Below are 20,720 nucleotides of genomic sequence, written 5' to 3'. Positions count from 1 at the left end.
TTGTTCGATGCCATGGGTCAGCTGTTCGGTAACAAGTTCAGCTCGCAGTGGGGCACCTACGACGACGGTTCATGGCTGGCGGAACTAGGCCACCTGAGCGAGCGGCATATCGAACTGGGCCTGGCGCGTCTCCGCCAGCAGGTCCGTGACGCTGCGAAGAGCGGCGACGAGGCATGGCCGCCGCAGCCGGTGGCACTCGCTGGCCTGTGCGAGCCGCGCCCGGAAGACGTCGGGCTACCAACCGTAGACGCGGCATGGCGCGAAGCCTGCGCCCATTGCCACGCCCCGGACGGCTGGCGCTGGAGTCATGAGGCGGTGCGGATGGCCGGGCAGACGGTGGGCTGGCGGGAAATCCACGGCACCACGGCTCAGTCGGTCCGGGCCCGGCTGGAGAAGCGCTTCGAGCGGGAATACGGCGCCCTGGTCAACCGGGTGATGGCCGGCCAACCGCTGCAGGCGCAGGGGCTGATCGAGAACGATGCGACGCGCAACCGGGCCGAGCTGGCGGAGCGAGCCAGCCGGGAGCAGGCCCAGCAGCAAGCGGAGGCCGCCGGCTTGCCGCACCGGATGAATGCCAGCCAGGGGCTGGCCGCACTGAAAGCCGCCACGGGGAGGGTGTGATGATGACGGATATCGTGATTGCCGGTGATTCCGGCGAGCTACTGACCACCACGGCGGCGATTGCCGAAGGTGTCGATCGTGACCACGCCTCGGTGATCCGCCTTGTGCGCGAGCACATGGAAGACCTGGAGGATTTCGGAAGGGTCGGATTTGAAATCGTACCCTTCACCACCGCCGGTGGAACCCAGCGTCGCGAGGTGGCCAGCCTCAACGAGCCGCAATCGACGCTGCTGCTGACGTTCATGCGCAACAGCGACATCGTGCGGGCATTCAAGAAACGACTGGTGCGCACGTTCTACGAGATGCGCGACCAGATCCACATGAAGCCGGCAACAGTGCAGATGGATGACACGACGGCTCTCTCCCGTGCATCTGCCATCGCCAGCGTTCTCGACGGTGCCGCGCGAGCGCTTGGGCTCGACGACAACATGCGGCTGCTCTCGGTCAATCAGGCCGTGCAGAAGCGTACCGGGGTCAACCTGCTGGGTGAGTTGGGCGCAACGCATCTCCTCAGCCCGGTCAATGAGCGCTATCTCACACCGACCGATCTGGGCCTGCCGTTCGACATGAGTGCGGTTGCCGTCAATCGCGCACTTCGCGACCTGGGTTACCAGCGCCAGGAGCGCGACGCCAAGGGCAAGGCCTACTGGGTCATGACCGAGCGCGGTCGTGCTGCTGGCGGCCGGATGATGGATACCGGCAAGAAGCACGGCGACGGGGTGGCAGTGCAGCAACTCAAGTGGCCGGAGAGCGTGGCCGACGTGCTGCGGGAGGAAGCGGCGTGAACGAGCGACAGATTCGAGAGAAGTTGGAAACCATCGATCGCCTGAGGGCCGATGCAGATACATGCCGGAGGATGGCCACCGGCTGGCTGGGCATGGACTTTGAGCTCGTGGCGGTAACACCGGTGGTGGTGAAGCGCCGTTTTCGGCATAGCAAGGTCGTGAGCCAAGAAATCACGATGGACGCTGCTGAGAGGGGCATCTTTCGAGACTGGTTAGCCGAGCGTGCTGGTCGCATGGATTTGGAGGCTGACAAGCTGGCCGGCTCGCTCGCTGGCGGCGAGAACGAGGTGTCGGCATGAACCCGCTACGCCACAAGATCCAGTGCCCGACCTGCCGGGAGTTCAAGTCGCTGGGCAAGATGAAGCGCCAGGGCGAGGTGCTGCCTTCCTGCGTCGATTGCCAACTGAGCAAGCATCGCCCGCACTACCGTGGCCGGAGGTACATGGCATGACGCGATCGACACGACCCAATCGCCCGCGCCGCCGGCGGCCGGCTCGCCGCCATTGCGGACTGTGCGGGCAGGCACGTGACGCGCTGGCCTACGAGCCCGGTTCCAGCCTGTGCGCGCTGTGCCGCAGCCGAAGGGGGATTTTATGACAATCAAGTTCAGCCGACGTCGGTTTCTTCAGTTGCTAGCAGGGCTCTCTGCTGCTGGTGTAAAAATCCCCGCGCTCGCCAGCTCTCGACAGCCATATGTCGAGAAGGGTGAGGTGGTGGACTATATCGGGAGATGCCCTGGTGGATTTACAGGCGGGCAAGCAGTCGCGATGGTCCATCCGTGGGATGGCTCAGGTTACCCCGTCGATCTGCGGTGCAACTCCTTTGGAGAGAACGTCGCTCTAGAGCGCTACTACGACTTCGAACTTGCGTGCTTTCGTCGGGAGGTCCCTCCGGGGTTCTGGCATCTTGTGGAAAACTGCCAGCGGTACAACAACGTGCATACCTATGTCCGGGTCAAACGGTTCGGCGAGACTGTCGAGCAAGCGGTTTCACACATGAATCTGTTTTCTGGTAGCCGTGAGGCTGGCCGATGACACGACACAGCAGCACCCAGGCACGCCGGGCGGCGTTGATCGGCACCAATCCACGCTTCCGGCTCTATCTCGACCATCGCCGTCGGCACAGGGAGGGCCTGACGCCCGATCAGCTACCGGATGGCACTCACGACGAGCAGGACGCCGCGGACGCCATCCGCCAGGCCTGCGGCGTCGAGAGTCGTCGCGAGCTCGACACGAACGACGACGCGCGCCAGATGCTGGACCGCATCGTGGCCGACTATCAAGCATGGGAACGCCGGCAGGCGAGGGGGTGGTGATGGAGGACAAGCTACTACTCGTGCTGGCGGGCATCGCGTTGTGCCAATCGTTCTGGGGAGTGGTCATCACCGGTAACTGGTCGGGTGCTGTGGTTATGGTTCCGCTGGCGGTGCTGGCCATCAGGATGGCTGGAGGTCCCCAATGACTACGTCGGCAATGCGGCGACGCCCAGTTCGGACCACTCGCGCCCCACGCATCGATCACGAGGGCGTCGAGCAGATGGCGCTGATTCGGTGGCTCTACGGCGAGCAGCAGCGGGGCGAGCCGGTCGGGGCGTTCTACGAGGTCATCTACCACGTGCCCAACGGGGGGCAGCGCAACAAGAAGACGGCGGCGGATCTCAAGCGCCAGGGAGTGAAGTCAGGTGTCTCGGACCTGGTGGTGATGGAAGGCCGCGGCGGCTGGCTGGGCCTGTACCTGGAGTTCAAGGCGACGCCGCCCAAGCATGCGGCCACGGCCGCAAGCCAGCGAGAGTGGCTGGAGAAAGCTGATCACCGGGGCTACTGCGCGGTGCTGTGCCGGGGACTGGAGGAGGCCAAAGCTGTACTGAGGGAGTACGCGTCGTGGGAGCTGACGATCACGCCCGGGCGCAACGAGATGACGCTGGGGAGCAATTGGAGGGGATGATGCGGCAACTGGAGCTGATGGGGATCAATCAACTGCTGGCGGTGATTCGTCGCGAGCCGGCAGAGAGCGAATTGAGGGCCCGGGCGTTGCGCCGGTGCCTTGATGAGCTGATCGAGGTCGAGATCGAGTGGCGGATCGACTATCGGCATCTCAACCTCGGGCATCACAACGTGAGCACGATCGCGAACATGGGCGAGGGGCGCGGGGATATGACGGGGCGTGTCGACCATGTGGGCGAGGCCGCCGAGCGATTCCGGTATGCCTGCCGCTGGCGGTCCATGGCCCAGGCGCTGCTGGGTCACGTCAACGAGCGGCAGCGGATGGCGTTGCTGCTGGCGGGTTATGCGATCCCGGCGCAGCGGTGGGCCCAAGTGTTCGATACCGATATGGCGCGAGTGCAGGCGATCAAGAACGGATCTCGCGGGCTGACGCTGGCGGAGGTTCGAGACGCCCAGTTGATCGTGCTGCAGCGACTGGGGTGGCCGGTATTCGCCGGGTACGGTGTCGATCAGTTCCCAGCGTTCCGGCGCAAGACTTGGCGGCTCTCGCCGAAATTCTCCCGCCAGCGCCAACGGGCCCGGATGACGTGCCTGCGGACGTATGAGAGGGAGGTGTTCGCGACGAAGAAGGCGCTAGAGAGAGTCGCCGAGAAAGCGCGGGCCAAACTACTGGATGTGGTCGGTCAACAAGCTCTAATGGCTGCTTGAACACAAGATGTTGTAAAAGAGGGGGAGAGCAGGTACAGTTCAGCTACTATGTGATTTCTGCGCCCTGGACGGTTCCAACCGTCCAGGGCGCTGTCGTTTCAGCGGGTGGGTCAGACGGCAAGACGCTGGGCTCATAACCCGGAGAAGTTGGTTCAACTCCAGCACCCGCTACCACGTTCGCCGCCCTTGCCTCGCTCCCGCGTGCTCCCCCACGTTTCCCAGGGCATGGGTGGCAACTTATTCGCGCCACCTGGCTTGCTGCGCGATCTTGCCGCCTGCTGGCGGCTTTTCTTTGCCTGGAGTTCCCCATGCGATTCATGCGCGATGTCGAGATGATCGGTAGCGGACGCTATCCGCTGCGCGTGCGCCTCGCCTGGGGCGCCCATGTGTCCGATGCCTTCGTCGATGCGCTGTTCGCGCTGGCGGCCGGTTTCGGATGGTCGTTGGATCACGTCAACTGGCTGATGGCCTGTATGGCATTCGAGACCGGTCGGACGTTCGACCCGGCCCAGAAGAACCTGGCCGGGTCGGGCGCCACCGGGTTGATTCAGTTCATGCCTCTGACGGCCCGCGGACTGGGCACGACTACCGAGCGGCTGGCGGCGATGACCGACATCGAACAGCTCGAGTATGTCGAGGCCTACTTCCGCCCTTATCACCGGCGCATCAACACGCTGGCTGACATGTACCTGGCGATCCTGATGCCGGCCTATGTCTCGCGCCCTGGCGGCACGGTGATGTTCACCGACGGCACCACCGCATATCGGCAGAACGCCGGGCTCGACGCAAACACCGATGGCCGCATCACGAAGGACGAGGCGGCCCAGCGCGTGCAGGCGATGCTGATCGAGGGGCAACTGGCGATCAATTCACGCGATGTCTGGCAAGCAGAGGAGGCGGCATGATCGGTTCCCTGATGGCAGCGGCCAACTTCCTGATCGCTGCCGGTCTCATCATCCAGTGCCTGATCGCCCTCAACCGCGTCGATGACGGCTGGACCCGCTTCGCCATCCACCTGGTAATCGCGACCGCCGGCGGGCTGTTGGCGTTTCGTGGCGCCGACGTGGCGGTGGACATCGCACTGAGCGACCGAACGGCCATTGGCCGATTCCTGCTCAACCTGTCGATGATCCCCGCCTGGATACTGATTCACCGGGCTTCGCACAAACGAGGGTAGCCGCGCGACATAACCGGGGATCGAGATGCCGGACCAAATCACTGAGCTCTGGCTGACCGTTTCCGCGTTCGCCCGAGAGCCTGCCCAGTCTGCGGCCCTCTGCGCGATCTTCATGTCGTCGTTGCGCGTGCTGACGTCTGGCGGGCTACGCAAGCCGAAGCGTTGGATAGAGACGCTGATGGTCGGCTTCCTGGCCTGGACCTCGCTGCCATTCATTCAGCATTGGGGATACGAGGCCGACACCGGCCGATTCTTCGCGGCTTTCCTGGGGTACATCGGCGTGCACGGCTTCGAGAAGCGTGTCGATCGGCTGCTGGACAACATCGCCGACGTTGCGTCGGCACTGAGGCGGAAATGATTCAATGGATCGGGAGGCTGAGCCGCGATAGCCGCTCGCATCTGCTGGTGGCGTCGGTGGCGGTGGCCTGGGCGGTGATGTCGCAGATGCAGGCGAGCGACGCGGGCAAGCGCTTGGATGCTGCGCAGGACTATCAGCAGGCCGTGGGATATGGCCTCTGGTACGCGCTGGTCGAGGAGCAGGACAAGGCCGGCGGGTTCGAGGCTCAACGCAACATCGCACGCGAGAAGCTGGCCGACCTGCGTTACCAGCTGGGCGTTGCCGATACGCGGCTGGCTGCCTGCCAAGCCACCACGAACATGACCACCGATGACGGGTTCACCGGTGAGCTGCTGCTGAGAACGGAGCGGAAGCGATGAAGCTGGTACCGGAAGCGCGCAAGGCACACAAGCTGTGGTCGGTGCGGCTGGCGATCCTCTCGACGCTGATCTTCGCGCTGCATGACGTGCTGCCGCATTGGGAGGGCCTGCTACCCGAGTGGGCCTACACGGTGCTGGCGTCCGTGGTGGGTGTCGCCGGCGCCGTCGCCCGGCTGGTCCCGCAGAAGGCCATCGACGAGCACATCCGGAGCCGGCTGCAATGAGTCGGCTCTATGGCTGGCTGGCTGCCGGTGTGGCCGTTGCCATGGGCGCGCTCGCATCTCTGGCTCTCCTCATGCGTGGGCAGCGAGACGCCGCTCGTGACGAGCTAGACAAGGCCAAGGCTAGGACCAAGGGCGTCGAGGCAGCACGAGCGGTAGAGCGACGAATCGATGAGCGCCAGCGCGCTGATCAGGCACAAGCACGGGAGGTCGAGCGTGAACAGATGGCCCAGCGCCGCGCTGGTTTTCGCCCTGAGCTGTTCGGCGATCCCCGGTTGCGCGACGACAGCACCAACACCGACCAGCCCTAAGTGCTCTGTTCCAGAGATGCCGGTGCTGCCGGTGATCAAGTCGAGCCAGCTGCAGTGCCTGGCCGACGATGACTACTGGATGCTGCAGGACCGCGAGCGCCGGCTGACCGACTGGGCGTTCGAGATGCGCGGGATGCTCGGGGAGTTGTGTGATGCCCCCTGATCAGGAGGCATCTTGCACCTGGGAGAGCATCGTGGCGATGTCGACGCGTGCATCGTCCAGACTTCTGAAGATGTCAGGAGTGCTGCCGTTTGATCTCGCCCTGAGTCTTCGTTCTGCCCCCTCTAGGGCCGGCTGGTAGAAGAACTCTTCGGACTCGGTGAGCGGCCGCCTATCGCCAGTCACTGTCCCAGCCTTTGCGGATGCAATGAGTCGTTGCTTAAGTGCGCCATAACGGCTTTGGATGTCGGTTGCCTCCCTCGGGGGTGATTCCTCAATCCCCTGCATGATGCTGTCGATTTCATCCTGAATCTGCTGCAGGGCTGACGCTACCTCAGCGCTGTTGTCCATTGATCGACTCCGGTCTCGAGAGCACCAAAGGATATCGAAGTGGACGCGACTGAGCGACCTCAAGGCATGCACCTCGATGGTGCAAAAAATCGCGGGTCCTTCCCGCCAGCGGCGGCTACGCCACGGGGACGCAGCAGCGCGGAATTCGACATTTTTTCGGCAGCACTGGGTCGGCAGCAGCACCGGGCTGCAGGGCGCATGGCTGCTTAGTTCAGGGGTGCCGATGGTGCCGAAGCGGATAAGGGGACGGTGCCGAACATAGGATGACCAGCGTGTGGCAGAGATCAATCGCCTTGAAGAGGCCTACAACTGGAACATATCCAGACTGGCCGACGCGTTTGGGCTGCATCGCGATACCGTCCGCAAGCGACTGAAGGAAGCCGGCGTCGTGCCGGCGGGCAGCCGCAACGGTGCCAATCTCTACGCGCTCAAAGATGCTGGCCCGGCGCTGTTCTCTGATCGGATCGGATCCGCCGGCCTCTCTCCCGACGATTATCCACCCCAGGATCGCAAGGCGTGGTTCCAGTCCGAAAATGAGCGCGTGAAGCTCGAACGGGAGATGCGCCTCTTGGTCCCCGTTGAGGATGCGCATCGCGAAATGAGCCGACTTGCCAAGGCGATGGCGAGCGCGCTGGACTCCCTGCCTGATCTACTCGAACGCGATGCCGGCCTGGCGCCGGAGGGATTGGAGCTGGTCGAGCGGGTGACCGATAACCTGCGCGAGCAGATGTATCAGGCCGTGATGGCCGATGACGACTATACGGAGATCGCGCATGGGTAGCTTTGCCAGTGCCGCGATGATCCGGAGAGACGTTGCCGAGCTGATCCGACCCCCGCGGCGGATCCGGGCCAGCGAGGCGGCCGCGGACGTGATGAAGGTGGTCGGTGGCGATGGCACGGTTCGCGACTGGAGCCCAGACGCCACGCCCTACATGACAGAGCCTCTAGATTGCATGGGCTCGCGCCGCTACGACGCGGTGATCTTCGTCGGCCCGGCACGGACGGGCAAGACGAATGCGCTGGTCGATGGATACGTCGCCTACAAGATCGAGTGCGATCCGGGCGACGGTCTCATCGTTCAGATATCCGAGGACAAGGCCCGCGAATTCAGTAAGAAGCGCATCGATCGGATGCTTGCCTATTCGCCGAAGCTGAATGCACGGCTCAGCCCGCGCGGGCATGACAACAACGTCCATGACAAGACGTTTCGCGCTGGCAACTACCTAGGCATCAAGTGGCCCTCGAAGAACGTGCTGGCCAGCTCCGATTATCAGTTCGTGCTGATCACCGACTACGACCGTATCGAGGATGATGTCGACGGTGAAGGTTCGGCGTTTCTGATGGGCAGCAAACGAACGCAGACGTTCGGCTCCACCGGCATGACGCTGGCGGAGTCATCGCCGGGCCGGTTGATCACCAATGAGGACTGGCGGCAGCCGGATGGCGAGCCTCACATGGCGCCGCCAACATCCGGCATTCTCGATCTCTACAACCAGGGTGACCGGCGACGGTGGTTCTGGCAGTGCCCGCAGTCATCCTGTCGGCGCTGGTTCATGCCGGTGCTGGAAACGTTCAACCTCGGGAGCGCCGTCGCATTCTGCCCGCACTGTTCGGTTGAAATCGATCCGCGGGAAAAACGAGCGCTCAACCTCAACGGTCGGTGGGTACCTGAAGGGCAGTCACTCACGGTCGATGGCGAGCTCATCGGTACCCCGCGCAAGACGCGCATCGCCTCATTCTGGATGGAAGGCCCGGCCGCTGCGTTTCAGACATGGCGCTCGCTAGCGGACAAGCTGGCGCGCGCCGAAGAGACCTATCAACTCACCGACAGCCAGCAGAGCCTGCAGACGGTGATCAATACCGACTGGGGCCGCCCGTACAAATTCCGCCGCGCGACCACCCAGCGCAGTAGCCAGCGGCTGCTCGACCGCGCCGAGCAAATCGAGCACCGCACGGTTCCGGCCGGCGTTCGCTTCCTCACCGCATCGGTCGATGTGCAGGGGGGGAAGAATCGCCGCTTCGTCGTGCAGATTCACGGATGGGGGCCGGATCGCGAGACCTGGGTGGTCGACCGCTTCAACATCAAGGAAGACCGCGGGCCGAACAATGATCGCCCGCCGCGTTCGATCAGCCCGGCAACGCAGCCTGAGGATTGGGACCTGCTGACGCGTGACGTGCTGCACCGTACCTACCGGCTGGCGGATGGCAGTGACCGGCGCATGCCGATCGCTGCGATGGGCGTTGATACCGGCGGCGAGGGCGACGGCACCGAGTCCGTGACGTCTCAGGCCTATGACTGGTACCGCCGTCTTGCGCGCGACGGCCTGCAGAGCCGCGTGTATCTGTTCAAGGGCGGCAGCGCCAAGACCATGCACCGGGTGCGCAAGACCTGGCCGGACAACTCAGGTCGCAAGAATCGCAAGAGCAGTGCTCGCGGCGACGTGCCTCTCTATCTGCTCGGCACCGATCTGCTCAAGGACGTGGTCGCGCAGATGATCGACCGAGACGATCCCGGAGCCGGCTACATCCATACGCCGCATTGGCTCGGGCGCTGGTGGTACGAAGAGCTGACCTACGAAATCCGCGATCCCGGCACTGGCAAGTGGTCGCGTCCAGGCAAGCGCCCCAATGAGGCGTTCGACCTCTGCGTTTACGCGCTGGCGATCTACATCCTGCTCAACGCTGAGAAGATCGACTGGCAGGCACCGCCGGCGTGGGCGGAGGAGTGGGAACGGAACATGCTCGTCCTGACGCCAGAAGGCGAGACACAGAGAGTCGAGGCGCCCGCCGCTGAACCCACGCGTAAGCGCCGCAAGCGCCCGCGCGTGCTCAAACCCAGAATCTGAGGAGTCACCATGGCCGCCTACACCGCAAAGGATCTGGCGCGGGTCAAGCAGGCGATCGTGGATCTCGCCAGCGGCGCACGCGTCACCAGCGTCACCCATAACGGGCGCACCGTTCAGTACGCCGCCTCCGACATCGACAAGCTGCGGACGTTGGAGAGAGACATCGCTGCCGAGGTCGCGCTACATGATCCCAGCCGCCGCCGGCGCAGCCGCACCCGACTCACCCGGACCACGAAGGGACTCTGATGACCGCACACGTCGCCAAACCGCGCATCCGGATGACGATGCGCGGCGGGCAGCTCGTGCCCGTCAGAAACCAGGCCTACGAGGGCGGATCGTCTGGCCGCCGGATGGCAGGCAAAGGCAATGTGCTGAGCGGCCCGAACATGCCCATCGCGCACTCGCTGCCGCTGCTGCAGTCCCGCAGCCACAACGCCATCCGCAACAACCCCTACGCGGGCGGTGCGAAAGAGAGCTACGTCACCAACCTGATCGGTACCGGTATCAAACCCCAGTGGGGTGATGCCCAGATTCAGGCGCTCTGGGATCGGTGGGTCAAGGAATGCGACGCCGACGGCATCGACGACTTCTACGGTCTGACGTCTCTGGCGACCGGCTCCCAGTTTGAGGCCGGCGAGGCGCTGGCGCGGTTCCGCTACCGACGTACCAGCGACGGCCTGAGCGTTCCGCTCCAGGTGCAACTGATCGAATCGGAGCATCTCGACCCCAACTACAACAGCCTGCTGAGCGGCCGGCTGGTCAAGATGGGCATCGAGTTCGATGCCATCGGCACCCGCACGGCCTACCACCTATGGCGCTATCACCCGCATGAGCAGCTTACCGCCGAGATCAATCGGCGAGTGCCGGTGCCTGCGGACTCCGTCGTTCACATGTACCGCCGCACTCGGCCCGGGCAACTCCGCGGCGTGCCAGAGTTGACCAGTGTCATCGTGCGTCTCTACGAGATTGACGAAATGCAGGACGCCACGCTGGCTCGGCAGAAGCTTGGACAGCTGTTCGGCACATTCGTCAAGCGCAAGACGACGGCAGATACCGATGATGAAGGGCCTGATTTCGGCACGCTGGTCACCATGCCGGGCGAAGCCGAGAACGATCCGATCAGCGAATTCACGCCTGGCGGCATCCACTACCTGGAAGACGACGAGGAAGTGTCATTCTCGACCCCGCCGGACATCCAATCTCAATACACCGAGTGGCTGCGCACCGAGCTGCTGGCACTGGCCAAGGGTGCCGGTATCACCTACGAGCAGCTGACCGGCGATCTCAAGGGCGTCAACTACTCCTCCATCCGTGCTGGTCTGCTGGAGTTCCGCCGGCGCGCCGAGGCGCTCCAGGCGCATCTCATCGTGCACCAGTGGTGTCGGCGTATCGCCGCCAAGTGGCTCGATGTCGCCATCACCAGTGGGGCACTCCGCATTGCCAACTACTGGCAGCGACGCGATGACCTGCTCGCCATCGACTGGATCGCACCGAAGTGGGCGTGGGTTGATCCGCTCAAGGAAGTCACCGCCGACGTCATGGAAGTTCGCGCCGGCTTCAAGCCACGCAGCGAAGCCGCCGGCGAACGCGGCTGGTCGCTCGAGCAGCTTGATGCCGAGATCGACAAGGGCAACAAGAGCGCCGAGCGCTACAGCCTGGTGCTCGACTCCGACCCGCGCACCACCGGCAAGAACGGCGCGCTGCAGGCCGCCGTCGAGGCTCTTTCCACCGAAGATGAGGAAAACGACGAATGAAATGGTTCACGGCCAAGGCGCAAGCCGGCAACTCCAAGGCAGCGCATATCACCATCGACGGCGAGATCGGTGAGAGCTGGTGGGATGACAGCGGCGTTTCGTCCAAGGCGTTCATGTCAGCGGTCAAAGGGCTGGGTGTGCTCGACGAGATCGCCATCGACATCAACAGTCCCGGCGGAAGCGTCACCGACGGTATCGCCATCGCCAACTACCTGCGCGACCACCAGGCGAACGTGACAGTCAACGTGTTGGGACAGGCATCCAGCATCGCGTCTGTCATCGCATCCGCTGGGGACACGGTCAATATGGGCCTCGGTGCCTGGATGATGGTCCACAACCCGTGGACGGTGGCGATCGGTAACGCCGATGAGCTGCGCGCGTTGGCGGGCGATCTCGACAAGATCGCCGACGGCATCATGGCGCATTACGTCGCCCGTGTAGGTGCTGACAATCGCGAGCGCATGCAGACGCTGATCAAGGGTGACGACGGCCAGGGCACGATCCTCTCCGCCGAAGAGGTCGTCGAGCTCGGTCTGGCCGACTCGGTCATGGTTGAAACGAAGGCCGCAGCCTCCCTCGCGGGTCTCGCCAAGGCGATGGCCCACGGTGCCGAGCAGGCCAAGGCCAAGCTGGCAAGCCGGCACAATGCACCGATGACGGCCGCCGATGCGCTGGCACTCGCCTTCGATCTCACGCCTGAAGAGGCCGAGGCCCAAGCGGCGGATCTGGGCGATCGCATCGTCGCGCTGATCGCGACGCCAACCGTGGCGAGCCTGCGTGAATCTCATCCTGATCTGGTCGCCGAGATCGAGGCCAGCGTGAGCGGGCAGGAACAGGCGCAAGCGGCCGTCACTGCCGAGCGGGGCCGAGCGGTCGCTATCGTCAAAGCATGCCAGACCACCGGTCAGCCGCAACTGCTCGAGAAGCTCATCGACAACGGCATGGCCGAGGCTCAGGCGTCCGAGTACGTCTACGACGTGGCTGCCGCGCATGGCAATCGGCTGAACATCAACGGCCATCACTCGCCTGAGGGTGGCGGCCAGGCCGCGGCGCTGGATCACTCCAAGATCTACAGCCGCTTCAATCGCAAACCGTCGGCCTGACGCCGGCACATTCCCCCGGCGCCTTGCGCCACTCCATCCCAGAGGTAGCAACTCATGGCAATGATCACCGAACCCCGCTGGACGGGGGAACACGTCGTGTCCGAAGCCAACGGCCAGCGCTCGCGTGAGCAGGGCATTCTGGCAGCAGGCAAGCATGCCGCCGGCACCGTGCTGGCAAAAAACGCCGATGGCGATTTCGTCGCGCTGGCGCCTGGGGCTAACGACGCAACCAAGACCGCCGCCGCGATTCTCTACGCGCCCACCGACGCCAGCGAAGGCCCCGTTCCCTGTGTCGTCCACGCCCGCGACTGCGAAGTTCACGACGAGTGCCTGGCCTGGCCGGACGGCATCACTGATGCCCAGAAGACCACTGCGCTCAAAGCGCTGGACGGCGCCGGCATCGTCGTCCGCTGATCGAATCAACCTCTCTGCCGCCGCAGAGCTGAAATCTCGCAAAATCTCAGGAGCAACGCCTCATGAATCTGTTTGAAACCGACCTGTTCACGGTCACCAGCCTGACGGCGGCCATCAACGAGCAGGAATACGTTCCGCGTCGTCTCGGCGAGCTTGGCTGGTTCCAGGCCGAAGGGCTCACGACCACCTCCATGGTGATCGAGAAATCCGGCGGCCAGCTGCAGCTGGTGCCGACCAAGGAGCGCGGTGCACCCGGCACGGTATTCGCCGGTGACAAACGCCACGGCGTGACGTTCTCCGCGCTGCACCTGCCGACCCGCGCCACGCTACTGGCGGACGAGACGCAGAACGTCCGGGCCTTTGGTACCGAAAACCAGCTGCAAGCCATCGAGACCCTGCGCAACCAGCGCCTGACGAAGATGGCTCGTAGCATCGACGTTACTCACGAGTACCATCGTATCGGCGCCATCAAGGGCAAGATCCTCGATGCCGACGGCATCACGGTGCTGGTGGATCTCTACAGCGCATTCGGCATCGAGCAGAAGACGATCAACTTCGCGCTCGGCACGGCCAGCACTGATGTGCAGATGAAGTGTCTGGACGTGCTGGAAGCGATCGAAGAGGGGATGGGCGAAACCATCTTCGCGGGCGCGCACGCGCTCTGTGGCAAGTCGTTCTGGCGCAAGCTGATCTCTCACTCCAGCGTGAAAGAGACCTACCGCTACCAGATGAGCCAGCGCCTGCGTGATGACGCCCGTGAATCGTTCGAGTTCGGCGGCATCGTCTGGGAGCGCTACCGCGGCACGGTGAAGGGCCAGGCGTTCGTCGAGGACACCGCGGCCTACGTCGAGCCGACCGGTACCGTCGACAAGCTCATCACCCGCTTCGCGCCGGGCGACTACCTCGAGACGGTCAACACCGTTGGCCTGCCGCTCTACTCGAGCGCCGAACCGCTGCCCCACAACAAGGGCATCGATCTAGAAGCGCAGTCTAATCCGATCCACCTCAACACCCGCCCCGGGGCGACCATCAAGCTGGTCGAATCCGGATCGTGACATTCCGCGACCTGACACGGCGGCTCAATGCCGCTGTGACTGACCATCTCGCCGACGGCCTGGCCACCTACCGGCGCGCCAACGGCGAGACGATCGCGGGCGTGCCGTATGAGCTGGACCTTTCGTTCGAGGTGTACCGCGAAGGCGATCAGCTCCCCACGTCGGTCAAGGCGGTCGAGATCCCCGTGGCGCTGGTGCCGACGTACCAGCGCGGCGACGAGATCGTCATCGACGGCAAGACCTGGGAGGTGCTGGGCACGCTCACCGACGACGGCGATTTTCGCCAACTGGAGGTCGGATGATCGAGTACAAGCACGACATCAACCGTCTCAACAGCCTGAAAAAGCGCTTCAACGATGGTGTGGTCGAGAAATCGCTACGCCAGTCGGTGGCCACGGCGACGAGCCGCGTGCGGACCTATATCTCGCGCGAGGTTCGCGGCGTGTATCCGCTGCGCGCCAAGGATCTCAACGGCAAGGTGCAGATCCGCAAATATCGGCAGATGGCAACCCGCGCGCTGATCTATACCGGCAGACGATTGCCGCTGGAACAGTTCGCGCCCAAGACCCGCTGGGTGACGGTCAGTTCCCGCCGCAAGGTCAAGAGCGGACCGCGCAAGGGCAGCATGGCACGGCGTCGGGGCGTCTCAGTCGCGATCCGCAGGGACAAGGGCCGGCAGCTGGTTGCCGGCGGTTGGTACGCCAAGGGCGAGATCATGCGCCGGGCCAAGGACGGATCGCCACGCATCCAGTATGGCCCCTCGATCCCCGGCATGGTCGCGCATGAATCCGTGATCACCGGCGCGACCGATGTAGCGCGCGACGTGCTACCGCGAGAATTCTCGCGGCGCATGGAGGTGCTGCTCGAGGAGGAAGGCAAAAAATGAGCGAGATAGCCAGTGGCGACGATCTGACGCTGGAGGTGATCGAGCGCCTGCGCGCCGAGTGCACCTTGCTGCAGAGCGTCAATGAAGCCTGGTTCGCCGAGCCGATCGATGACCTCAGCGAAGAACTACCCGCCGCGTTCGTCTACATCGAGAACGATGCGGCCGAAGGCGCGGCGGAGACGCTGCGACCCGTGCAAGCGGTCAAACAGGTCTATGGCATCTGGATCGTCTCGCCGCGCGACCAGTTCCGTGAGCTGCGCCAGCAGGTTCGCCGCGCGCTGTTCGGCCACGACTTCAGCCCCTATCACGACCCCATGGAGTATCAGAGTGGCCAGCAGGCGGACGTGAAGGGCCGCTATGTCTGGTGGCTCGAGATGTGGTCGACCGACACACACATTCGCTAACGCGAGGAATCCCCATGCCCGCAAGATCCGGCGGCAGCTATGTGCTGCGCGGCGGCAAGCGTGAGCTTGCCCATTTCAGCGGCGGCAAGAAGCAAGCCGAGCCGCAGCCAGACACCGAGGACGCGCCGGTAACGGCCGTCGAACCCGAACCCTCCCAGGAGCCCGACGCCGATGAAGACGCGTAAAAAGCTGCTGCTCGTTGCCCCGGAAGCTGAAGATGACGCAGGCGCTGACCTACAAAATGCCGTCGTTATCACCGTTTCCGAGCTGGACAACAGTCCCTATGAAGGGGATCGAGTCACCAGAGACAGGCTGCGGGAGTATTTCGGTGCCGTGCCCGAAGCCAACGCCGCGCCATACGCCACTGTGACGGCGACGGTTCCCATTGCGGGCTCCGGTACCGTGGGTACGCCTCCGGCCTATGGCTTGCTGCTGCGTGCCTGCTCGATGTCGGAGAGCATCGAGGAAGGTGTTTCGGTTACCTATCAACCGGCAACAAACAATGCTGAATCCGTGTGCCTTTGGTTCGTCGAAGACGGGCAGCTTCAGAAAGTCCCAGGGGCTCGCGGCACGGTGGAATGGTCTTTCACGGTCAAGCAGTACCCGACGATGTCATTCACCTTCACGGGCCTCTACAAGCGTCCCGAAGCGCTGACCAACCCAATCAATAAACAGCCGACCAACACTATTGCCGAGCTGATCGTGAATAACCAAAACACGCCTGATCGCAGCGTTCACGGCTTTAAGGCTGTTCTTCAATCGCTCAGTCTGAATGTGGGAAACACTGTTGAGTTCGTTTCGAAGTTGGGAAAAGAACAGTCTGAGGTAACCAATCGAGAGGGTGCTGGAAGCGTCGAGATTGAAGCGCCTGACATCACGACGAAGAACTACTTCGAGGCGATCGAGAGCCACGAGGTGATTACGCTGGAGCCGGTCACGCTCGTGCACGGCACGAATCCCGGCAACATCGTTACGGTCGCCGCGCCGAAAGTTCAGCTGTCCACGATCAGCCGCAGCGATAGCAGCGGTACCGTTCACTACACGATGGACATGCGTCTGAACCCCGACCAGGGCGATGACGAGTTCACCATCAAATACACCTGAGCCTTGGAGCGCGCATGATCGTCAAGAGCGATAGCACCACCATCAAGGTCGACGTGACTATCGTCGACCCGGAAAGCGGCGAGCCGGCGACCTGCCAGGCTCGCTGGAAGCTGTACCCGGTCGATGACAGTCAGGCGAGGGTCAAGGAGATCAACGCCGGCAACGTCAGCGACGAGCAGCTGGTCGAGGATGACCTGGTCGAGCTGATCGGCATCACCGACGACAAGGGCAAGGCGGTCGATGATGATGCCGACCTGCGGGCGTGGTTCCTCAGGTGGCCCCACACGCGTCGACCGCTGATTACGTCGTGGTTCCGCGCCCAAGAGGGGTACGCCTCGGCCGCGCAAAAAAACTGAGAGACCTGGGCCGGCATTGGGCCGGCGCTGGCTCAGGTGGCAAGAACGAGCTGGCCAGCGACGCCGAGATCCTCGGCGTTTCATTGCCTGATAGCTATTTCGAGCCGGAGACGTGCGACTGCTGGCCGGAACACTGGGATGCACTGCAGGTGTTCCTGTCGTGCGGCTCCCAGTGGCGCACCATCGCGGGCGCCAAGTCGATCATCTACCAGGGGCTGGTCTACGAGGCAGTGTACGGCCACCCGCGCTATGCGCGGCTCGGCTGGGAAGATCAGGAGAAGCGGCTTGCTCAGATTCAGGAGATCGAGCGCGGGGCCATGGAAGTGATCAACGAGTGACCGTTGCCATATCGGGCGCATCGTGGCCTAGTGTTGCGGATACGATACAAAGCGACACGCGCGGGGGAATTGATGAAAGTCATTGGAGGATCGTTTGGCACCAGCGGATCGGCCCATATCAGCCGGGACAACACGTTGGTGGTAAAGACGGGGAAAAAGCATCTTTTCAAACCCGAACAGGTCACTAGCATTGACACCCGCGTCGAAAGCGACAGCGGCTTCAATGCTTCGAAGGGTTTGGTGGCAATGCTGATATTGGGTGGTATCGGTCTAGTGGTGCTTCACCTGCTGGGCGCTATTGTGGGCCTCCTCATGGGCTTTGGCATTGGCTTTCTGCGCGAGAAACGGAACGTTGCAGAGCTGGATATCGAGGGTGGCAAGCGGCTCACGCTCGAGTGCTCACCTAAAGCTATTCAGTGGCTTCTGGAGTTCCAGCAATGAACGATGATCAGCTCTTGCCGCTTGATCGAGAGGGAATCAGAGAACTGATACTGGCTCAGATACGTATACAGCGTTCAGTAGGCTTCGATAGCGCTGAGGGGGAGCGCTTGGGGTTGCAAATGGAGCAGAACATCCAGGATCGACTGGATCTCATGACTGAAGAAGATCAACGTACTTTCGAGACCCTATACGTCGAAGAAAGCAAAGCGATCGTGAGAGATATTCAAGCTCCCCCTAAGTTTACCGAGAAGGAAGAGAAAGAGAGAGACAGTGCTAAATTTCTCTTGATTATAATTATCATTTTCGTGGTCATCATGTTTTTAACTATCCTCAATTGAGATTATAGGCCACACCAAATGCTACCCCGCTTCGGCGGGTTTTTTTATGCCTGTCGTTTGAGGTTCCCATGGCCAAGAAATTCGAAACCGGCATCATAATCTCGGGTGACGGCAAGGGTGGCGTGCGCGCCATCAAAGCGAACCGTGAAGAGCTCGAGCGGTTTGACCGTCAGTCCAGGCAGTCACGCAGTAGCACCGAAAGTCTCTCGAACAGTTGGAGTACGGCGACGCGTGTCGTTGGCGGACTGACAAGCGCCTTGGGTCTCTCCGCCGCTGGCTTTGCGGCCATGGTGACGCGTCAGGCCAGCGCGGCCCGTGAAACGGCAGCTTTGGCCAGTTCTATCGGTGTGTCCACTGGACGGCTGCAGGAGCTGCAATACGCAGCCAAAAGTGTAGGGCTCGAGAGTGACGCCATGGGCGACATTCTCAAGGACGTCTCCGACAAGATCGGTGACGCCTATGCCAACGGTGGCGGGGAGGCGTTGGACGTCATCAACAATCTGGGCTTGTCGGTTCAGGATCTGATCAACCTGCGGCCCGACGAGCAGCTGCTGGCGATTTCCGCGCGGCTCAACGAGCTACCGCGTGCGGCCCGGATCAACGCGCTGGAATCGTTGGGCAACGATCTATCGCGCCTGCTGCCGCTGCTGGAGAACAACGCGGCCGGGCTGAAAGCCGCAGCCGATGAGGCGCGAGACTTCGGCTACGCGTTGGATGAGGAGCAGAACAAGGCGCTCGTCGATGCCGGCAATGGCCTGACGCGCCTGACCGGTTTTGCCGAAGGCTTCGCCAATCGTATGACCATCGCGGTTGCGCCGGCGATCACTGAGACCACAAACAACCTTGGCGAGCTGAACGATCTCGTCTCTGACCCGGGTTTCCAGCAGGCGCTGAACGATGTCGCCAGCATCGGCGCCAAGATGGCCCAGGGGCTGGCTAAGGGCTCACTCCAGCTGGTGCGTGAGGTGGGTACGATCGATGACAAGCTCCGCGTCTGGGCGTCCGATCAGTTCGGCATTGGCGACGATTTCAGCGTGGATATGTCTCGGACCAATGCCCTGCGCACCGAGATCGACTACCTGCAGACGCTGGCCAACGGAAACTGGTTTGACCGTATCAGCAACGGCTATGCCAGTGTCGAGGCGGTCAACGAAAAGCTGGCTGAGAAGCAAGCCGAGCTGGCAGCGGTCAACGGTCGGGTGTTCGACAGTTTCGGGTCGCTTGTTTCGGGAATCGGTGTCGCCAACGGTGCCGCAAAGGCGCACGCCGATGCGACCGATGAAGATGCCGCCGCAACGGACAGGCTGACCAGCGCCCTCAAGCCGCTGCTGACCACCTACGACGCCGACCATGCCAAGCGTCAGCAACTGATCGCTGATCGCAAGACGTTGACTGATGCGCTCGATAAAGAGCCTGAGAAAGCCGAGGCAATCCGTCGCTCGATTGCCAACATCGATGATCAGCTGAAAAAGCTGAATGGCACGCAGAGCACGACGAAGTCAGAAGCCCAGAAACTCTCCGATCAACTCAAAAGCCGCTATGAGTCGACGGCGCAGAGCCTAGCTCAGCAGATCGCGCTGATGGGCAAGACGTCGAATCTGGCGCGCATCAATTACGAGGTCGAATCGGGAGCGCTGAAAGACCTCGATCCTGACCAGAAGAAACTGCTGCGGAACCGAGCGAAAGAGGTCGATCTACTCCAGCAGCGCCAGGACCTGCTCGACAACTACGTCAATTCGGCGAGCCTTTCGGACTTGTTCGACGCACGGAATCAGGCGCAGCAGATCGGCGGAGCGACCGGACGCATCGCCGAGCGCAACGTGGGCAAGGCGATCACCGATCAGGCTCGCGAAGGCGCGCCGCAGATGCAGGGGCTTGACGCGCAGTATTCGGGCGCGTTCGGTGAAGCCAACCGCATCGAGCAGGAACGCGCGCAGCTGCAGGCGTGGTACGCCGAACGCATCGCGATGTACGAGGACTTCAAGTCCGCCGAAGCCGACAAGGCCGACGAGTATGGCGCGGTGATCGCGGATCTCGAGCGGCAGCGGGCCACGCAGCTGCAGCAGATCGACATGCAGACCCAGCAGGCCCGGCTCGCGGGCTGGTCCTCGATGTTCGGCGATCTCGCGGGGCTGACCAGCGCCTTTGCCGGCGAGCAGTCAGGACTTTACCGCACGCTATTCGCAACGCAGAAAGCGTTTGCCGTGGCCCAGGCACTGATGAACGTGCCGTCTTCCTATTCCAAGGCATACGACGCCATGATCGGCATCCCCTACGTGGGTCCGGTTTTGGCACCGGCAGCGGGCGCGGCTGCCGCTGCGGCACAGGTAGCCCAGGCGGCAGCGGTTCAGGGCATCACATTGTCAGGCCAGGCTCACGACGGCATCGACAGCATCCCTGCCGACGGCACCTGGAACCTGCAGAAGAACGAGCGCGTCGTTGATCGCCGCACCAACGCAGATCTCAAGCAATATCTGGATCGAGCGAACGCGCGCAGTGAGACGAATGCGGCCGGCACCTCTAGCGGTAGCGAAGCGAGGACGGTTGTCACCAACACCTTCCATATCCAAGGGCAGGTTGATGAAGCGACGCTTCAGCGGATCGAGCAAGCCGAGGAAAACGCGTATCGAAGGGTTTTCCAGGACGCCAAGACTAATGGGCCCATTCGCCGGCAATTGAGGGTGTAAC

33 protein-coding genes and 1 tRNA gene are annotated in these 20,720 nt (G+C 62.9%); 33 read left to right on the top strand and 1 reads right to left on the bottom strand.

The window, feature by feature from the left end; all coding sequences use genetic code 11:
* From DOM54_RS12910 to DOM54_RS20525, 16 genes are all read left to right on the top strand, one after another.
* Positions 1-621 carry a replication protein P gene (locus tag DOM54_RS12910; protein WP_110716740.1) on the top strand — a complete coding sequence of 207 codons (621 nt, stop codon included), beginning with the start codon at positions 1-3 and terminating at the stop codon, positions 619-621.
* A complete protein-coding gene (locus tag DOM54_RS12905; RefSeq protein ID WP_206019098.1) occupies positions 621-1,406 on the top strand; it encodes a Rha family transcriptional regulator in 786 nt (261 codons plus the stop codon). Before DOM54_RS12910 ends, DOM54_RS12905 begins: the two co-directional genes overlap by 1 nt.
* Positions 1,403-1,705 (top strand): hypothetical protein, encoded by a 303-nt coding sequence (locus DOM54_RS12900; RefSeq protein WP_110716739.1) that lies wholly within the window; start codon positions 1,403-1,405, stop codon positions 1,703-1,705. Before DOM54_RS12905 ends, DOM54_RS12900 begins: the two co-directional genes overlap by 4 nt.
* Positions 1,702-1,857 carry a hypothetical protein gene (locus DOM54_RS20075; protein WP_162619865.1) on the top strand — a complete coding sequence of 52 codons (156 nt, stop codon included), beginning with the start codon at positions 1,702-1,704 and terminating at the stop codon, positions 1,855-1,857. The genes DOM54_RS12900 and DOM54_RS20075 overlap by 4 nt, the downstream gene beginning before the upstream one ends.
* A gap of 142 nt (positions 1,858-1,999) precedes the next feature.
* A complete protein-coding gene (locus DOM54_RS20070) occupies positions 2,000-2,440 on the top strand; it encodes a hypothetical protein (RefSeq protein ID WP_162619864.1) in 441 nt (146 codons plus the stop codon).
* Positions 2,437-2,721: a hypothetical protein gene (locus DOM54_RS12895; RefSeq protein ID WP_110716738.1), complete on the top strand. Its 285-nt coding sequence runs from the start codon at positions 2,437-2,439 to the stop codon at positions 2,719-2,721. The genes DOM54_RS20070 and DOM54_RS12895 overlap by 4 nt, the downstream gene beginning before the upstream one ends.
* A 142-nt stretch (positions 2,722-2,863) precedes the next feature.
* Positions 2,864-3,349 carry a VRR-NUC domain-containing protein gene (locus DOM54_RS12890; protein WP_110716737.1) on the top strand — a complete coding sequence of 162 codons (486 nt, stop codon included), beginning with the start codon at positions 2,864-2,866 and terminating at the stop codon, positions 3,347-3,349.
* Complete coding sequence (locus DOM54_RS12885; protein WP_110716736.1) at positions 3,346-4,056, top strand: hypothetical protein; 711 nt, start codon at positions 3,346-3,348, stop codon at positions 4,054-4,056. Before DOM54_RS12890 ends, DOM54_RS12885 begins: the two co-directional genes overlap by 4 nt.
* A 100-nt stretch (positions 4,057-4,156) precedes the next feature.
* Positions 4,157-4,230, top strand: a tRNA-Met gene (locus DOM54_RS12880).
* Between the two features lie 134 nt (positions 4,231-4,364).
* On the top strand, positions 4,365-4,961 hold the full coding sequence (locus tag DOM54_RS12875) for a hypothetical protein (RefSeq protein ID WP_206019097.1): 597 nt from the start codon (positions 4,365-4,367) through the stop codon (positions 4,959-4,961).
* The gene (locus DOM54_RS12870; RefSeq protein ID WP_110716735.1) at positions 4,958-5,233 is read left to right on the top strand and encodes a hypothetical protein; all 276 of its coding nucleotides are present in this window, start codon (positions 4,958-4,960) and stop codon (positions 5,231-5,233) included. The genes DOM54_RS12875 and DOM54_RS12870 overlap by 4 nt, the downstream gene beginning before the upstream one ends.
* 25 nt (positions 5,234-5,258) lie before the next feature.
* On the top strand, positions 5,259-5,591 hold the full coding sequence (locus tag DOM54_RS12865) for a phage holin family protein (RefSeq protein WP_110716734.1): 333 nt from the start codon (positions 5,259-5,261) through the stop codon (positions 5,589-5,591).
* Positions 5,588-5,950 carry a hypothetical protein gene (locus tag DOM54_RS12860; RefSeq protein WP_110716733.1) on the top strand — a complete coding sequence of 121 codons (363 nt, stop codon included), beginning with the start codon at positions 5,588-5,590 and terminating at the stop codon, positions 5,948-5,950. The genes DOM54_RS12865 and DOM54_RS12860 overlap by 4 nt, the downstream gene beginning before the upstream one ends.
* Positions 5,947-6,174 carry a DUF7940 domain-containing protein gene (locus DOM54_RS12855; protein WP_110716732.1) on the top strand — a complete coding sequence of 76 codons (228 nt, stop codon included), beginning with the start codon at positions 5,947-5,949 and terminating at the stop codon, positions 6,172-6,174. Before DOM54_RS12860 ends, DOM54_RS12855 begins: the two co-directional genes overlap by 4 nt.
* Positions 6,171-6,482 carry a hypothetical protein gene (locus tag DOM54_RS12850; protein WP_110716731.1) on the top strand — a complete coding sequence of 104 codons (312 nt, stop codon included), beginning with the start codon at positions 6,171-6,173 and terminating at the stop codon, positions 6,480-6,482. The genes DOM54_RS12855 and DOM54_RS12850 overlap by 4 nt, the downstream gene beginning before the upstream one ends.
* A gap of 31 nt (positions 6,483-6,513) precedes the next feature.
* Entirely contained in the window at positions 6,514-6,645 is a 132-nt protein-coding gene (locus DOM54_RS20525; RefSeq protein WP_276309679.1) for a hypothetical protein, read from the top strand.
* Here DOM54_RS20525 and DOM54_RS12845 read toward each other — a convergent pair whose 3' ends face one another.
* A complete protein-coding gene (locus DOM54_RS12845; RefSeq protein WP_110716730.1) occupies positions 6,646-6,993 on the bottom strand; it encodes a hypothetical protein in 348 nt (115 codons plus the stop codon). It abuts the gene before it with no gap.
* 274 nt (positions 6,994-7,267) lie between these two features.
* On the opposite strand from DOM54_RS12845, the gene DOM54_RS12840 reads away from it, so the two are divergent.
* From DOM54_RS12840 to DOM54_RS12765, 17 genes are all read left to right on the top strand, one after another.
* Positions 7,268-7,774: a DUF1441 family protein gene (locus DOM54_RS12840; RefSeq protein ID WP_110716729.1), complete on the top strand. Its 507-nt coding sequence runs from the start codon at positions 7,268-7,270 to the stop codon at positions 7,772-7,774.
* A gap of 91 nt (positions 7,775-7,865) precedes the next feature.
* Complete coding sequence (locus DOM54_RS12835) at positions 7,866-9,839, top strand: phage terminase large subunit family protein (protein WP_240613906.1); 1,974 nt, start codon at positions 7,866-7,868, stop codon at positions 9,837-9,839.
* Between the two features lie 9 nt (positions 9,840-9,848).
* Entirely contained in the window at positions 9,849-10,085 is a 237-nt protein-coding gene (gene gpW, locus DOM54_RS12830; RefSeq protein ID WP_110716727.1) for a gpW family head-tail joining protein, read from the top strand.
* Positions 10,085-11,593 carry a phage portal protein gene (locus tag DOM54_RS12825; protein WP_110716726.1) on the top strand — a complete coding sequence of 503 codons (1,509 nt, stop codon included), beginning with the start codon at positions 10,085-10,087 and terminating at the stop codon, positions 11,591-11,593. Before gpW ends, DOM54_RS12825 begins: the two co-directional genes overlap by 1 nt.
* Positions 11,590-12,696, top strand: a complete 1,107-nt coding sequence (locus DOM54_RS12820; RefSeq protein WP_110716725.1) for a head maturation protease, ClpP-related — start codon at positions 11,590-11,592, stop codon at positions 12,694-12,696. The genes DOM54_RS12825 and DOM54_RS12820 overlap by 4 nt, the downstream gene beginning before the upstream one ends.
* 54 nt (positions 12,697-12,750) lie before the next feature.
* On the top strand, positions 12,751-13,110 hold the full coding sequence (locus tag DOM54_RS12815; protein WP_110716724.1) for a head decoration protein: 360 nt from the start codon (positions 12,751-12,753) through the stop codon (positions 13,108-13,110).
* Between the two features lie 62 nt (positions 13,111-13,172).
* Positions 13,173-14,165: a major capsid protein gene (locus DOM54_RS12810; protein ID WP_110716723.1), complete on the top strand. Its 993-nt coding sequence runs from the start codon at positions 13,173-13,175 to the stop codon at positions 14,163-14,165.
* Positions 14,162-14,467: a head-tail joining protein gene (locus DOM54_RS12805; protein WP_110716722.1), complete on the top strand. Its 306-nt coding sequence runs from the start codon at positions 14,162-14,164 to the stop codon at positions 14,465-14,467. The genes DOM54_RS12810 and DOM54_RS12805 overlap by 4 nt, the downstream gene beginning before the upstream one ends.
* The gene (locus tag DOM54_RS12800; RefSeq protein ID WP_110716721.1) at positions 14,464-15,051 is read left to right on the top strand and encodes a hypothetical protein; all 588 of its coding nucleotides are present in this window, start codon (positions 14,464-14,466) and stop codon (positions 15,049-15,051) included. Before DOM54_RS12805 ends, DOM54_RS12800 begins: the two co-directional genes overlap by 4 nt.
* On the top strand, positions 15,048-15,455 hold the full coding sequence (locus DOM54_RS12795; protein WP_110716720.1) for a phage tail terminator protein: 408 nt from the start codon (positions 15,048-15,050) through the stop codon (positions 15,453-15,455). The genes DOM54_RS12800 and DOM54_RS12795 overlap by 4 nt, the downstream gene beginning before the upstream one ends.
* 14 nt (positions 15,456-15,469) lie before the next feature.
* On the top strand, positions 15,470-15,640 hold the full coding sequence (locus DOM54_RS20065; protein WP_162619863.1) for a hypothetical protein: 171 nt from the start codon (positions 15,470-15,472) through the stop codon (positions 15,638-15,640).
* Positions 15,627-16,559 (top strand): phage tail tube protein, encoded by a 933-nt coding sequence (locus DOM54_RS12790; protein WP_110716719.1) that lies wholly within the window; start codon positions 15,627-15,629, stop codon positions 16,557-16,559. Before DOM54_RS20065 ends, DOM54_RS12790 begins: the two co-directional genes overlap by 14 nt.
* Positions 16,560-16,573: 14 nt before the next feature.
* Complete coding sequence (locus tag DOM54_RS12785) at positions 16,574-16,915, top strand: hypothetical protein (RefSeq protein ID WP_110716718.1); 342 nt, start codon at positions 16,574-16,576, stop codon at positions 16,913-16,915.
* Between the two features lie 83 nt (positions 16,916-16,998).
* Positions 16,999-17,253: a DUF1799 domain-containing protein gene (locus DOM54_RS20060; RefSeq protein WP_162619862.1), complete on the top strand. Its 255-nt coding sequence runs from the start codon at positions 16,999-17,001 to the stop codon at positions 17,251-17,253.
* Positions 17,254-17,325: 72 nt separating this feature from the next.
* Complete coding sequence (locus DOM54_RS12775) at positions 17,326-17,694, top strand: hypothetical protein (protein ID WP_162619861.1); 369 nt, start codon at positions 17,326-17,328, stop codon at positions 17,692-17,694.
* The gene (locus DOM54_RS12770) at positions 17,691-18,032 is read left to right on the top strand and encodes a hypothetical protein (RefSeq protein WP_110716715.1); all 342 of its coding nucleotides are present in this window, start codon (positions 17,691-17,693) and stop codon (positions 18,030-18,032) included. The genes DOM54_RS12775 and DOM54_RS12770 overlap by 4 nt, the downstream gene beginning before the upstream one ends.
* A 68-nt stretch (positions 18,033-18,100) precedes the next feature.
* Positions 18,101-20,719 (top strand): hypothetical protein, encoded by a 2,619-nt coding sequence (locus tag DOM54_RS12765; protein WP_110716714.1) that lies wholly within the window; start codon positions 18,101-18,103, stop codon positions 20,717-20,719.
* Position 20,720: the final 1 nt, after the last annotated feature.

This window comes from Salinicola acroporae, assembly GCF_003206615.1.
Lineage (GTDB): Bacteria > Pseudomonadota > Gammaproteobacteria > Pseudomonadales > Halomonadaceae > Salinicola > Salinicola acroporae.
This window is presented reverse-complemented; position numbering and strand designations above follow the sequence as displayed.